This window comes from Microcoleus sp., assembly GCF_041354475.1.
Classification (GTDB): Bacteria; Cyanobacteriota; Cyanobacteriia; order Cyanobacteriales; family Microcoleaceae; genus Microcoleus.
Genome location: NZ_JBGJZU010000038.1, coordinates 1 through 13804, shown reverse-complemented (window position 1 = coordinate 13804; position 13804 = coordinate 1). Strand labels below are relative to the sequence as shown.

Genomic DNA, 13804 nt, shown 5'->3' with positions numbered 1-13804 from the left:
TCGATCGAGGTTAAAAATGTGAAAGTAGCTCTGATTATTTTGTCTGTTACCGCAGGATTGTTGTTAGGAATAGAAGTGCTGCTGCGGGTACTTGTGGGTTTTGGCAATGCTTTGATTTACATTCCCGATGCGGAGTGTGGCTATTTGCTCGCTCCCAACCAGAGGGTGCGTCGCTGGGGAAACCGGATTGAGATTAACGAGTATTCCATGCGTACAGGTGCCATCGCCCCACTGCCGGCTTCAGACACTCTGCGAGTTTTATTGTTAGGAGATTCTGTCGCTAACGGTGGCTGGTGGACCGATCAAATGGATACCATATCGGAAATCATCCCTCGGCAGTTGAGGTTGCAAATGTGCCCTCTCAGCACCGATGCACAATTACATTCAAAAGTCAACTATTGTGACTTTGAAGTTCTCAACTGTTCAGCCAATTCTTGGGGACCGAGGAATCAACTGGCTTACGCCAATCGTTTTGGTCTATTTGGGGCTTTGGTGGTGGTTTTGTTGTTGAATACGGACGATTTGTTTGCATCTGCTCCTTGCTCTGCCGTAGTGGGGCGCGATCGAGCTTACCCCGATCGTAAACCGGTGATGGCGATCGTCCAACTATTAAATCGCTACCTAATACCCACAGTACCTAGGGAAAAATTGACAACACCTGCGGCCGCAAATGAGGACAAAGTTGGCTGCAACTTAGAAGCTATTCGCCAAATCAAAACAGCAGCAAACCTTGCCAACATCAAGTTTGTACTAGCCTTGACACCAAAACGGCACGAATTAGGCGAGAGTGGCCCCAACGACTGGGAAGTCAAAGCTCGATCGCGTCTTGCCGAACTCGTCGCCACCGAGAAAATTACTTACATAGATTTTCTGCCCATTTTCAATTCAGCGACGGAACTTACAATAGGACTTACGAAAAAAACCCGGTTTCTTCCAAAAATAGTCGTTTTTTTCGACAAATATTCACGCAGAAACCGGGTTTTTGACCCCCCATGCGTAAGTCCTGTTACAAGTTTGTATCGAGACAGCATTCACCTCAGTCCTCAAGGAAATCAGCTAGTTAGCCAAACTATCTCTGGTCAAATAGTCGCTTTTTTTGACCATAAATCCTGAGCTAATTTTGACTACTAGCTTGAGATTCATCTGTGGACTGACATACTCCCCCGGCTGAAGCACGGGGGATTCTAAGCTCAGACAGCGATTGCAGGCATAGCCTGTCTAACATAGCCTAACTTAACGGTTGATGCCCCAACCGCACAAATATTCTTAGCTGCATTCTCGTCTCTGTCGGTAAATCTCAAATTTAAAATCTCAAAACTAAAATCTACAGACATCGAATCCGGTTGCCAAAATACAGTAGAAAACCCCATTAACACACAACAAACCTAAACTGTAGAAGCACCCGGAAACGACACGATCTGTTTGAATCTAACTTACTTGTAAAGTAGACTCTAGCTCTTTCGGATACCAAGCTTGACCATCGAGAGCCATTTGCTCGATCGAACTTGCAAGCCGCAGAGCTTTCAGAGCTTGTTCTCCCCCGACGGAAGGCTGATTTCCACCCCGCACGCAATTAATAAAATGCTCCAATTCTGCATGGAGCGGTTCAATATTGCTGGTGTAAACTTTCTCAATCAACCCATCTTGACGGTAAAGCACCTGACCGTAATCCGTCACATAATTGGCGGTTGTTTGTCGGTGAATCAAGATTTCGTTGTTGAGAAAATCGGCCTCTGTCAGAGAATTCTTACAATGAGCCACTATGGAACGGAGTTTGCGGTGCGTCACCTTACTAGCAGTCAGGGTAGCCACAATGCCGTTAGCAAAGTTTAAAGTAGCTGTTACATAGTCTAAATAACCCGAATTCGATGCCCTGCTGCCGCTAGCGGTCAACTTCACCACATGGGAAGATGCCAATTCCAGCAGCAAATCGATGTCGTGGATCATCAAATCCAAAACTACCGATACATCATTAGCCCGATCGGAATAGGGACTCATCCGGTGAGCTTCCAATGCCAGTAACTCTTCGGTTTTCAGCACTTTGCCGAGTTCCTGAAAAGCTGGATTGAAGCGCTCGATGTGCCCCACTTGCAAAATCCGGTGGGATTCCGCAGCCGCGTTGACCAAAGATTCAGCTTCAGTAATACTAGCCGCGATCGGCTTTTCAATTAAAACGTGAACACCCGCTTGGAGACAAGACATCCCCACAGGGTGGTGTAGGCGAGTTGGAACGGCGACGCAAACTGCATCTACGTGGGCGAGCAAATCTCGGTAGTCTTCAAAGAAGCGAACCCGGTATTTACTTGCTACATCAATTCCCCGCTCTACATTTATATCTGCAATACCCACGAGCTCGATATCTTTGAGCAGGCTCAAGACTCGCGTGTGATGTTGGCCCATATTGCCAACCCCAATCACCCCAATGCGAAGGGGTTCAGGTTGACCTCGGTGCCCGAAAACGTTTGCGTATCCTAATGACATCCTATCTAGCACTCCTGGATTCTCCTCCACCACAGGAATCAAGCCTTTTGGCTTCCCTCAGTTACTCACAGCCATCCAGATAGTACCACAGCAGATCTATTTGTGAAGAAATTCTAAGAGAAGGAAGAAGTCAGTTGACTGTTGGCAGTTGGCAGTTGGCAGTTGGTAGTTGGCAGTTGACAGTTTCCCATGCCCCATGCCCCATGCCCCATGCCCCAAGTCAACAGTCAACAGTCAACAGTCAACAGTCATATCCCCGCCTCAGTCATAGCTTGAGTTAAGGCATCCAGAACTTCCAAACGGTGGGCCCACTCTTGCAAATAGTCGCGATCGAGATTAGCGCCTTGCAGCTTCAAGATCCCCAAAACGTCGCGCCACTGTTTTTCAGACCGACTATTTTTTGCCCAAAATAACTTTTGGACGATCGTATCTTCCGGGGATGCAACCCAAAAATTAGCTGTTCCTTCAACCTCTATCAATTGTCGGCGAGACATTTGAGACAGAGCAAAAGGAGTGTTGTCTGCGATATAGATATCTGCATTAGCTATGGTCTCAGTATGAGTTATATTGAGGAGCTGAGTCCGAGATTGTTTCAACTCTTCTACTGCCCCAGCCGGACAATAAAATCCAGCATTTTCTAGAGTTTTTACTAACAAATCAATTTCTGGTCGGGGAATCTGAATTGCCAAGTCTAAATCGCGAGTCGATCGAGCTTCTCCGTGAATAGAACTAGCAACACCTCCACCAACATAGTAGGGGATATTAATTGACTCTAGGAGGGCATGAAGTTGTTGAGCCAGAGCAATAGAGTCTTGAATCCACATCATTTCATCAGTCCCAATAGGTTGAAAGTCTGAATAAAACTTTTCCGCCAAGACTGCACGGCAAAAATGTTCTCTAATTTCAGCAATGGCTGCTTTTTTTAATCTCAATTTGATGCCGATCAGGGAAAGTTTTTTGACTGTGCGATCGAGGGTAGCTGCTTGTTCTAAGCGCTGTTTGAGAGACAACTGCCGCAGTTTGTCAAATAAATAGATATCGGCTTCAATACTATTATCAGATGCCTGGGGACGATAACCCCGTTTGACTTGAATCATCATTGGGAATTGGGCATGGGGCATGGGGCATGGGGCATAGTTTCTTTTTTTCCTTCTTCTTTCCATCCGTTACATCCGTTACATCCGTTACAAAATCCGTTGCCGAACTTCACTTTTCAGAAAATATGCGAGTTGCAAAATTTTGCGATCGATTCGGAGACAAAACCCTAGCCTTCAAAATCGCCGCCACCAAAAACGCATAGGACAAAACTCCCACCACCGCGAGAAAAAGTACGCTGGCGCTTCCCGACGCATTCCACAAAGCGTGAAGTGCCGCAGCGCTGAGATAGCCTACGCCCAAAATTTGCCAGCGCTTTTTAGGTTTAAGGGCACTCAAACCGATAAAATATCCCAAATAGCCACTGTAAGCCATGTGTCCGGCGACGGAACCCAAAATTCGGGGAATTAGCAACTGCAATCCTACTAATTCTCCGGCATCTGTCCCTGCTTGTAGAGTGACATTGTGAATAATATTCGGAACGTATTGTCCTAGAGTTTCTAATAGTGTAAATCCGACTGCGGAGGCACTTCCTAACAGAATGCCATCTAAAGGTTCCCAAACACCAATGCGCTCCCGCCAGGGATTTCGCAACAAATTACCCAACAACAGCGCTACCAAAACTGGTAAAGCTTTCAGCAATTCTTCCATCAGACCTGCACCGAAAAACATTCGGATTAAGAAAGGAAAAAAACTGATTTGTTCGCCTTCGGTTGGCAGTCTTCCGGGCAAAATTTCTCGAAATACTACTATAAATCCAATCAATAAAGGGCTGAGTAAAATTAAGATAGTACCTAGGGCAGAACAAAATAAGATCCACCAAGGCTTGTGTTTGCCACACAGTTGATATATGAAATAGTAAGCTGCACCGGAAAGATAAGCAGCCAGCAGAAAATTGAAAGCTGCGGAATTTCCCACTGCTACAAACATCGAAACTACAAAAACAACTGTAGCAATACCGGGATATAAGTAAGCTTTTTGACTTAGTTGTTTTCCGGTGGATGCGATGGGAAATAATTGAGTGAAAGTGAGAGTTTCCTTTTCCCCAGCGTTAGACAAGATGGGATTTACTGTCGGGAATCGTGGCGAATTGTGGGTGTTTTGTAGGGTAGTTTCAAATATAAATTGAGGACCATCAATACCGAGACTGATGCGATCGCCTGTTTCTAAAGTTTGGCTGGCTTGTAGCCTTTGACCATTGACATAAGTACCGTTGGCGCTGTTGAGGTCGCAAATTTCCCAGGTCAGAATATTGCCTTTAGTGAGGGGGCGGACTGTGGCGTGGCGACGGGAAACCATCCCGTAGGCGATCGATTCCAAGGCTATTTGACAACTTCGATCGCGTCCGATCGCTACTTCCATGATTTCCGAAAGTTGGTACTTGGATGCTGTCGCAGCCACAGCACCTTGAGCTGGCACTTGTCGCAGAAATCCCATCTTATTAGTTATTGGTTATTGGTCATTAGTTATTAGTTATTGGTTGGTTGTTATTAGTTATTAGTTATTGGTTATTGGTTATTCGTTATTGGTTATTCGTTATTGGTTATTCGTTTAACCAATAACTAATAACAACTGTCAACTGTCAACTGTCAACTATCAACTATCAACTGTCAACTGTCAACTGTCAACTGTCAACTGTCAACTAACTAATCATAGATTTGCCCTAGCATCCCGAACTGCTGCATAAAAAAATAGTCCGGTGAGGGGTATGCTCAGAGCCAGAATGATTCCTGTGACTAAAGTGCCTAGTTGAGCTTCTCCCGAAGATAGCTCAAAGACTGACCCGACGGCGGCGATCGCGGCAATGCACGAAAGAGCCAAAAATAAACTACTTTTAGGAGTTCCTGCCATCATACCGATTTTACCGCCTTTGGTGAAAATTTATGCTTGACCAATTCTTCATTGAGTGCGAGTTTGTTTTCTACTCTGTCTACAAATAGCACTCCGTTGAGGTGATCCATTTCGTGCTGAATAGCCCTGGATAGCAACTCTGTCGCTTTCAGGGTTTGCGGGCGGCCGTATTCATCGCGATAGGAGACTTCAATCATTTCTGGGCGCTTAACTTCTAAATAAACTCCCGGAATGCTTAAACAGCCTTCTTGGAAAGGGGAGACTTGGCCACTGGTATTTTTGATGGTGGGGTTGATCAAAACCAGTGGCGGTTTAGCTGGGTTATCCGGTTCGCAGTCAAGCACGATGACTTGTTTGTTGACTCCGACTTGAGGGGCTGCTAAACCGATGCCCTCAGCACTGTACATGGTTTGCAGCATTTCTCGGACTAGCTGCCGAATTTCTGCGTCAACGCTGTTGACTCGCTTGGCTGGCTGGCGCAGCACGCGATCGCCCAATGTGTGTATGGTTAGGGGCGGTTTTTCTAACTTTTTCTTTTCAACCAAAACCTGAGCTGTCATGGCATTCTTACTTAATATCTGGGCTAAATTGGAACCAATACTATGATATTTAATCTTAATCTAAATTAACGTACCTATGAGTGGAAACAAGCCAAACCTACGACCTGTGATTTCTCTGGGGCGATCGCCACTGTTGATAGCCGGAGAGTTCGCTGCTGCGATCGCGATTTTACTGGCTATTTTGATAATTCTACAGTTTTGGGCTGTTCTGCCCTCGCGCATTCCGATTCATTTCGGTTTTTATGGCCAGCCTGATGCTTGGGGCGACAAGGTGATGATTTGGTTACTACCGGCTGTGGCTGCGATGATATTTATCGTTTTGGCTGCGGTGTCTCCCTATCCCCATACTTTTAACTAACGCGAACGGTCTGGTAAAACTTCGGTTTTGTTGGACGCTATCCCCGTTGAATCAGGAAGCCAGCGCTGTATCGCCGTATCGGTCAGCGTCTGGTAGTTCACTTATCCTGTACGGATTACTCAACAGAACGCACGTCGCCAATATCTGCTGGCGCGATCGGTTTTGGTTTGGCTGAAAGTGGAGGTTTGTTGGTTATTCGCGTTGATAGTGCGACAGCAAATTATTGTGGCTTTAGGTAGTGCTCAAAGGTTGAGTATGGAGTTAGTGTTGGGGATGATGGTTTTGATATTGGGGACGGTTGGTGTTTATTTCCTAAAGGCTTATTTGGATCGTTAGGTGGGTGGTTTTTATAAATAATTTTGTGGAAAATCCAGCACTTAGATATTTTCTCAAAAACTCTGTTAATTAACAGCTAGGATGCCTGTCTCACAATAGACATATCCAACAATTCTTGTGGAACCGGCCGGAAAGCCTGATGATGATGGGAGATGTCTATTAAATATGCTCAGACCGGATTTCTAAATCTCAAAACTAAAATCGATATGCTATAGCCTTTCTCAGTGAGGTGGGTACTAGGTAATGGGCCATGGGGCATAGGGCATTACCAATTACCAATTACCAATTATCAATTACCAATTACCAATTACCAATTCTCGCTCTTACCTCATCTTTCACCAGAAAGGCTATATCTAGAATTGTCTGGGTTAGGTAAAATCAAGGTGAGCAGCCACAGTTAGAAGTTATCTCAACGCATGACACCAGAACCCAATCCTTCTCCATCCAACTCCCCTGAGTCGATCGCGACTTTAGAAAATCTTAATGGTGCTACACCGTCAGTACCTGCTGGGGAAACCACTATCGTCCCTACTGCTGAACCGGAAAAACCATTACCTCCACCTCCAACCCGTAAGATTATATTGCCAGAGTATCCCAAACAAACGACTGCGGAAATGTCGGGTTCGGTGCTGATTTTGGGGTCGATCGCGGGGATGATTATCGGACTGGCGATCGATAATGTGTGGATTGGCTTGTTGGGTGCGATCGGAGCGATCGGGATTGCTCTGCGACTGATGTGGCCCAACTGGGGCAAAATCTGGATGCAAGTCATCCCCCCCACTTGGCGCACCCTAATCGTGGCTAGCTTTGGACTTTTGGCGGGAATCGCTGGCTTGCTGATGCTAAGCGGCTCTAACACTGAACCGGGAACCCGCAATATTCAAATTAACTGGGATGCTGTCGGAGCTCTGGGTGAGTTAATTGGCGCTTTGGGTCAAATTTTGATCGCAATTTTGGGTGTTTACGTGGCTTGGCGACAGTACGTGATTTCCAAAGATTTGACTATTCAGCAAAATCGAATTACTCAGCAGCAAACCATCGATGCTTATTTTCAGGGGGTTTCGGATTTGGCCCTGGATGAACAAGGATTTTTGGAAGATTGGCCGCAAGAAAGGGCGATCGCCGAAGGTCGCACTGCTGCGATTATGAGCAGTGTGGATGCGGAAGGTAAAGCTAAAATTCTCCGGTTTTTGTCGCAGTCAAGGTTGGTTACTCCTCTGAAGCGCGATCGACTCTTAGGCCGCCCCATTCTCGACGGCGATGGTGGCTACGCCGAAGATAGAGACCACGGTATCCGCGTCATCGATCTCAATGTGATGTTAGCAGGAGCAGACCTAGCGAACACTGACTTGCGGTGGACAGATTTAAGTGAAGCTAATCTCGTCCGAGCCAATCTCAGCAAGTGCGATTTAGTGAAAGCCAACCTCTCCCGCGCTGTGTTGTATGATGCCAATCTCACCCGCGCTGATATCAGGGGTGCCACATTATTTTATGGTTCGGGCGAAAGCGCTTCCCCTCGCAGTCGGACTGAATTTCCTAACTACACCACGGGGGAATATACCGGGGCTGTGGTGGAACGTGCTGATTTCACTGGTGTCAAGCGAATGTCAGAGGAGCAACGTCAATATTGCTGCGCTTGGTGTGGCTCGAAATCGAGAGAGACTATTCCCGGTGGCTGCGAAGGTATTCCTAATAAACTAGGGCGTTGACGTCGGGATGGGGAATCGCCACGACTCTAAACGGACACAGAGGAAGAGTAAGACTACTCCGGTAGCTTCATCCGATGAAGTGTCAAGAATCACCGCTCGTTCACGACGGTGAGTATTTCAAATACTCCTCTCAAATCCGGTAGCACCGTCCTGTATTCATCTTTCTTCTTCTCCTCTGTGCCCTCTGCGCTCTCTGCGGTTAAATCATTCCGATCCAACCGTAAACGATATCACCGCTAACCTGGAGTACCAGGTATAGCGGGTGCACAAAAAAAACACGTAAAAATTCCGATAATTTGACAGATGTGGATGGAAAGTTTAAATTTTTGACACAGGATTGAGCCACAGCAAAACTGTCTTTTTTAATTGATTTAATTCCCGATACACTTCTTGTTTCACCCACTGCCCGATCGCATCGAAGGGTGTAAAAATTTGACCCATCGGCCAGCTAACATCTTGACCCAAGGGTGTTTGATGGTTGCCGGCCAGGATCTGAACAGTAATCATGTCGGAATATTTCACTTTTAGCAAGTCTGTTAACAGCAAAGTTTGGTCGATGTTGTCATCCTTAAATTTAATTAACAGATTGCGCCGAATTTGATAGTTATCTTTCACCAAGCGATTGGTATCCTGGGGAGAAGGAGTAAATTCGACGTTAAAGACAGGGGAAATTTGCTCGACGATCGGGATTGCTTCAGAAGCTGCATAATTGTTGAAAGAGATCAGAATATTGCCTGACCTTTCTACGTCAAAGACAGCACCAATCAGCAGATGGAGTTTGCACCCCATGCTGTGTCCCATTCCGTAGATGGGGAGATATCGCGATCGCAGCAACTTCATCGCCTGCAATCGTCCCAGAGCATTTTCAAATTTATTGAGGACATCACGGGCGATCGCAATATGATCCAAAGTATTGACAAAAGGTGTCGCTACTACAACATATCCTTGATTTCCCAAGGCCTCCAATAGCCAGCGATAGGTCAAGTGTGGTGCTGTCGCCACAAAGGCACCACCGAGAAAATGTACGATCGCGATCGGTCTAGTTGAAGGAATCAATACCCAATTCCCAGAAATTTCCTGCCAGTCCATAAATTCAATCAACTAGGGAGTGTCAAACCTTTCTTCATGATACTTCATCCATTTCAACTTATTTAAACTAGCTTGAGGATTGAGAACTGTAGTAGCAATCCCGTAAACAAGAGTCTGCAAAAACTCCCGGTTCAACCAACTTTGTCCTAGCTTTCTCATGTAGTGCAGTGCCAAAAATTGTCTAAATTTGTTGAGCTTTTGCCAAAGTGGCAAATTCTGAAAACATAACTGTTCGTAATGACTTAAAGATAACTCCGGCTCTCCCCGCAGACGTCGCCGTTGATTTTCCTTGATACAATCAGAAGCTATGCGTTTTTTCAACCAGTGCTTATCTGTGAGAGAATTCCCTCTAATCCGGTAATTGCCCAAAGGCTGTTTCGTCGCCAACAAGCCGTACTTGTGAGAAATTCTGGTAAATAACTCTGTATCTTCCCCTACCAACCAATCTTCAGCGAAGCCACCTTCTTTGAGGAGAATTTCTCGCTCAATTACCACAGAAGACGGAAAAACCCAAGGACTATCCCCTGTCAACTTAATCCCCTGCATTTCGGCTTTAGTTGTAGGATAGGTAGGAATATAACTCAACTTGTTACCACTTTTATCTAAGTACCGCAAAGCGTGAGCAACAGCTTTAACTTCTGAATGTTCTGCCAGCATTTGCAAACAAAATTCCAGCTTGTTTGGTTCCCAAGTATCGTCACTGTCGAGAAACGCTACATACTCACCTGTGGCGCGCTCGATCATTAAATTTCTCGACTTAGAAACCCCATAATTTTCGGGATTTACAAATAACTGAATTCGCGGATTAGACTCCGCAAGTTGAGCTGCTATTTTCCTAGTATCATCAGTAGAGCAGTCATCAACAATTAAGATTTCTAGATGCTGGTGGCTGCCATTGAGTGCGGAAGAAACTGCCGCCACCAGGGTTTCGGCTGCATTGAAGGCAGGAATGATGACACTGACTTTTGTGCTGTTCATAAATTGACTATTACAGTAGCTCAGGTCTGATGGAGATTTCTTGGGAAATAAGCAGGAGCTTAGATCGATAAGCTGTTGCTATTTTAAATCATCTACATGAGGTATATGGTGGGCAGTGATATTTTTGATAATCAACATTAGATTTATGTCTGAAGGATGATGTCATGTAATTTAGAATTAAACAAGTTTAGTCTTCTGTCAACCATGTTTTTAAGTTTATCCAAAAAAGTACCAATTTATACTTTATTTCTAACAGTTATGGTATGTGGTTGCCAGCAGCAGCTACAGCAACCACCCAAGTTTCAGCAACAGCATAGCAAACAAGGCATAGCAGTGTCTGCTCACCCCCTGGCCAGCGATGCGGGGCTGTGGGTGCTGCAACAGGGAGGCAATGCAGTGGATGCAGCCGTGGCTACGGCTTTGGCAATTTCGGTGGTGGAGCCTTTTGCGGCAGGTATCGGCGGTGGGGGTTTTTTGCTGCTGCGACGGGCCCAAGCAGGGACTGTGCAAGCCTTGGATTTTCGGGAACGGGCTCCCAAAGGGGCGACGCGGGATATGTATTTGGACAAGCAAGGAAAAGTGCGTCCCAGAGCAAGTCTAGATGGGCATTTGGCCGCGGGGATTCCTGGTACTGTGGGGGGACTTTATACGGTGCACCGCGAGTACGGGAAGTTGCCTTGGGCTACTTTGGTGGCACCGGCGATCGCCCTGGCAGAAAAAGGATTTCCGGTGAGTTCGCGCTTTACAAAGGCTGTTGAGTCGCGACTGGATGCGATCAAAAAGAACCGGGCGGCGCGGGAGATTTTTACCAAAAGCGGTGTTTTGTATAAACCAGGGGAAGTTTTGATCCAGCGGGATTTGGGGCGGACTTTAGGGAAGATTGCGATCGATCCGCAAAGTTTTTATCGAGGGGATATTGCTAGGGCGATCGCCTCTGACATGACAAAAAATGGCGGCTTAATTACTCTGGGAGACCTCAGAAACTATACACCGATTTGGCGCAATCCAGTTTGTGGCAACTTTCGCACTTACGAAATTTGTGCGATGTCGCCTCCTTCTTCCGGCGGCGTTCATTTGTTGCAGATTTTGAATATTCTGGGCGATACGGATTTGAAGACTCTGGGAAGGAAAAATCCAGATACTTTGCACTTGTTGGCGGAATCAATGAGGATTGCTTATGCCGATCGATCTGAGTATTTGGGCGATCCAAATTTTGTCAGTGTCCCTGTCAAAGCTCTGACTAGCAAAAATTATGGCAGATGGAGGCGATCGCAAATCCAGAGTCAAGCCAAACCTTCGAGGGAAGTAAAAGCTGTGGATGCTCAAACTTTGAGTCGCTTGGTGTCGGAGTCGCCGGAGACTACGCACCTGACGGTAGTTGACACAGAGCGCAATGTGGTCAGTTTGACGTTTACTGTGAATGGTGGTTTTGGGGCTGGGGCTGTGGCTGCGGGTACAGGAATTTTGCTCAACAATGAGATGGACGATTTTGCTGCGGCACCGGGAGTGCCGAATTTGTTTGGTTTGGTGGGTGGGGATGCAAATGCGATCGCCAGCGGCAAAACTCCTTTATCCAGCATGACGCCGGTGATTGTGACAGAAAATGGCAAATTTCGCCTCGCGGTGGGGTCTCCCGGAGGTAGTACGATTATTACCACTGTGCTGCAAATTTTACTTAATGTGTTGGTTTACGACATGAATGTCGGTGAGGCTGTATCGGCACCGAGGATTCACCATCAGTGGCTGCCCGATCGCCTAATGCTGGAACGGGGAGGTTTTGATGGTGCGACGCTGGATCAGTTGCGACGGCGGGGACACCAGATTCAGCAACGGGAAAGTTGGGGAAATGCTAATGCGATCGTCGTAACACCCGATGATTGGTTGGAGGGGGCGGCCGATCCACGCTCTGAGGGAGTAGCAAGGGGTTTTTGACCAAGCCCGCCCTCTATGGGATTTGATTTTCCAGCCATCGAATAGGATAATCATGTCTGATTTTTGCTTCTGACTTGTGGCTGCTGCGATCGCGTCACAGCCCATAATTACCGAGTTTAAATCTCTAAATGTTTCAGTATAAATACTTAGAATTAAAGAGTTGATAAAGGTAATATATATTACCTATATTTAATGCCATGATCTAATTGTAGATTGAATTTATACCTGTGATTTTAGCAAAAAAAATATGCTCAGCCCTCATAAAATTGCTGCCTTAACTGCTACCTTCACCGCTGCTGCTTTCAGCTTGTTGACCGCACCCGCGATGGCATTTTCTGTAGGTGCAACCAATAATACCGAAACTTTAAAAAACCAGTTGTTAGGAACTCAGACAGCGGGATTGAGTAATTTCTCTGTGTCAGTGACTGGAAATAGTGCTGCTTTTGGTACTTTTAGCAATGACCCCTTCGGTTTGCACTCAGGTGTTGTTCTCAGCACTGGTAGAGTAGCTGACATAGCCGGCAGGAATAACAAAGATAATCTCTTCTTCAATGGCACTGATTTAAACACTGACTTTGGGCCCAAGGGTGAAGCTGGAGATTTAACTCAGCTCAACCTCAGTTTTTTTGCTGACTCTACCGCGGAAAAGTTGTTCTTTGAATATGTATTTGGTTCCGAGGAGTTTCCTGAGTTTGGTGGTTCTCCATTTAATGACGATTTTGAACTACTGTTGAATGGCAATAATTTGGCCAAGTTGAGCGATGGCAAAGCTGTTACCATTAATAATCTGGTTCCCGATCCAAATAATCGCTCTCAAGATCACTCCGACTATATCAATAATCCAGTCGTGACAGGCCTGGCTGCTAATATTATTAAGCTGGATGGCTTTACTAAAGTTTTAGGTTTTGAGGGTTTGCTCAATAAAAATCAGACGAATGTTCTCAGCATCCGCATTAAAGATGTGGGGGATGGTAATTTAGATTCTGCTGTATTTATTAAAGGCGGTTCTTTGGGCACCCAAAAAGCCGAACCGGTTCCCGAACCTATGACTCTGGGCGGTTTGATAGCCGGAGTTGCGATGCTGGCTACAGGCAGAAAATTTCGCGCTAAACTCTAGGAATATCCTTTACGAGCATGGGGAATCGGGCCTAGGGCGTGTTTTCAAACCCGGAGATCCCCCCTAACCCCCCTTAAAAAGGGGGGAGAAAGAAGCTCAAAGTCCCCCTTCTTAAGGGGGATTTAGGGGGATCAGGATCTGATGGATCAGGCTAGAAAACACGCCCTAGGGCCTAGGGCGTGTTTTCAAACTCGTTGTATACTGGAAAATAGGCGATCGCAACCACTTAACGCTCATGAACCGAGGAGACTTAAGTAACGAACAGTGGGAGAGGTTACAACCGCTACTTCCCCCTCTC

Annotated in this window: 12 protein-coding genes; 5 read left to right on the top strand and 7 right to left on the bottom strand. The window is 46.1% G+C overall.

The window, feature by feature from the left end:
* The first annotated feature begins 18 nt into the window (after window positions 1-18).
* On the top strand, window positions 19-1113 hold the full coding sequence (locus ACBR23_RS15520) for an SGNH/GDSL hydrolase family protein (protein ID WP_371119876.1): 1095 nt from the start codon (window positions 19-21) through the stop codon (window positions 1111-1113).
* 315 nt (window positions 1114-1428) lie between these two features.
* Here ACBR23_RS15520 and ACBR23_RS15515 read toward each other — a convergent pair whose 3' ends face one another.
* The 5 genes from ACBR23_RS15515 to def form a co-directional block, all read right to left on the bottom strand.
* A complete protein-coding gene (locus tag ACBR23_RS15515) occupies window positions 1429-2481 on the bottom strand; it encodes a Gfo/Idh/MocA family oxidoreductase (protein ID WP_371119877.1) in 1053 nt (350 codons plus the stop codon).
* 248 nt (window positions 2482-2729) lie between these two features.
* A complete protein-coding gene (locus tag ACBR23_RS15510; RefSeq protein ID WP_371119878.1) occupies window positions 2730-3581 on the bottom strand; it encodes a hypothetical protein in 852 nt (283 codons plus the stop codon).
* A 106-nt stretch (window positions 3582-3687) separates the two neighbouring features.
* Window positions 3688-5013 carry a PrsW family glutamic-type intramembrane protease gene (locus tag ACBR23_RS15505; RefSeq protein ID WP_371119879.1) on the bottom strand — a complete coding sequence of 442 codons (1326 nt, stop codon included), beginning with the start codon at window positions 5011-5013 and terminating at the stop codon, window positions 3688-3690.
* A gap of 213 nt (window positions 5014-5226) precedes the next feature.
* Window positions 5227-5430: a hypothetical protein gene (locus tag ACBR23_RS15500; protein ID WP_371117985.1), complete on the bottom strand. Its 204-nt coding sequence runs from the start codon at window positions 5428-5430 to the stop codon at window positions 5227-5229.
* Entirely contained in the window at window positions 5427-5987 is a 561-nt protein-coding gene (gene def / locus ACBR23_RS15495) for a peptide deformylase (protein ID WP_371119880.1), read from the bottom strand. Before def ends, ACBR23_RS15500 begins: the two co-directional genes overlap by 4 nt.
* Before the next feature lie 76 nt (window positions 5988-6063).
* On the opposite strand from def, the gene ACBR23_RS15490 reads away from it, so the two are divergent.
* Both ACBR23_RS15490 and ACBR23_RS15485 read left to right on the top strand, forming a co-directional pair.
* Window positions 6064-6345 (top strand): DUF1648 domain-containing protein, encoded by a 282-nt coding sequence (locus ACBR23_RS15490; RefSeq protein WP_341738339.1) that lies wholly within the window; start codon window positions 6064-6066, stop codon window positions 6343-6345.
* 752 nt (window positions 6346-7097) lie between these two features.
* A complete protein-coding gene (locus tag ACBR23_RS15485) occupies window positions 7098-8390 on the top strand; it encodes a pentapeptide repeat-containing protein (RefSeq protein ID WP_371119881.1) in 1293 nt (430 codons plus the stop codon).
* Between the two features lie 318 nt (window positions 8391-8708).
* On the opposite strand, the gene ACBR23_RS15480 is transcribed toward ACBR23_RS15485, so the two are convergent.
* Complete coding sequence (locus ACBR23_RS15480; RefSeq protein WP_341738337.1) at window positions 8709-9479, bottom strand: DUF1350 family protein; 771 nt, start codon at window positions 9477-9479, stop codon at window positions 8709-8711.
* 12 nt (window positions 9480-9491) lie between these two features.
* A complete protein-coding gene (locus ACBR23_RS15475) occupies window positions 9492-10457 on the bottom strand; it encodes a glycosyltransferase family A protein (protein ID WP_341738336.1) in 966 nt (321 codons plus the stop codon).
* 258 nt (window positions 10458-10715) lie between these two features.
* Between ACBR23_RS15475 and ggt the strand changes: the two genes are divergently transcribed.
* Both ggt and ACBR23_RS15465 read left to right on the top strand, forming a co-directional pair.
* Entirely contained in the window at window positions 10716-12389 is a 1674-nt protein-coding gene (gene ggt, locus ACBR23_RS15470) for a gamma-glutamyltransferase (protein ID WP_371119882.1), read from the top strand.
* Window positions 12390-12636: 247 nt separating this feature from the next.
* Window positions 12637-13506 carry a choice-of-anchor L family PEP-CTERM protein gene (locus tag ACBR23_RS15465; protein ID WP_341738335.1) on the top strand — a complete coding sequence of 290 codons (870 nt, stop codon included), beginning with the start codon at window positions 12637-12639 and terminating at the stop codon, window positions 13504-13506.
* Window positions 13507-13804: the final 298 nt, after the last annotated feature.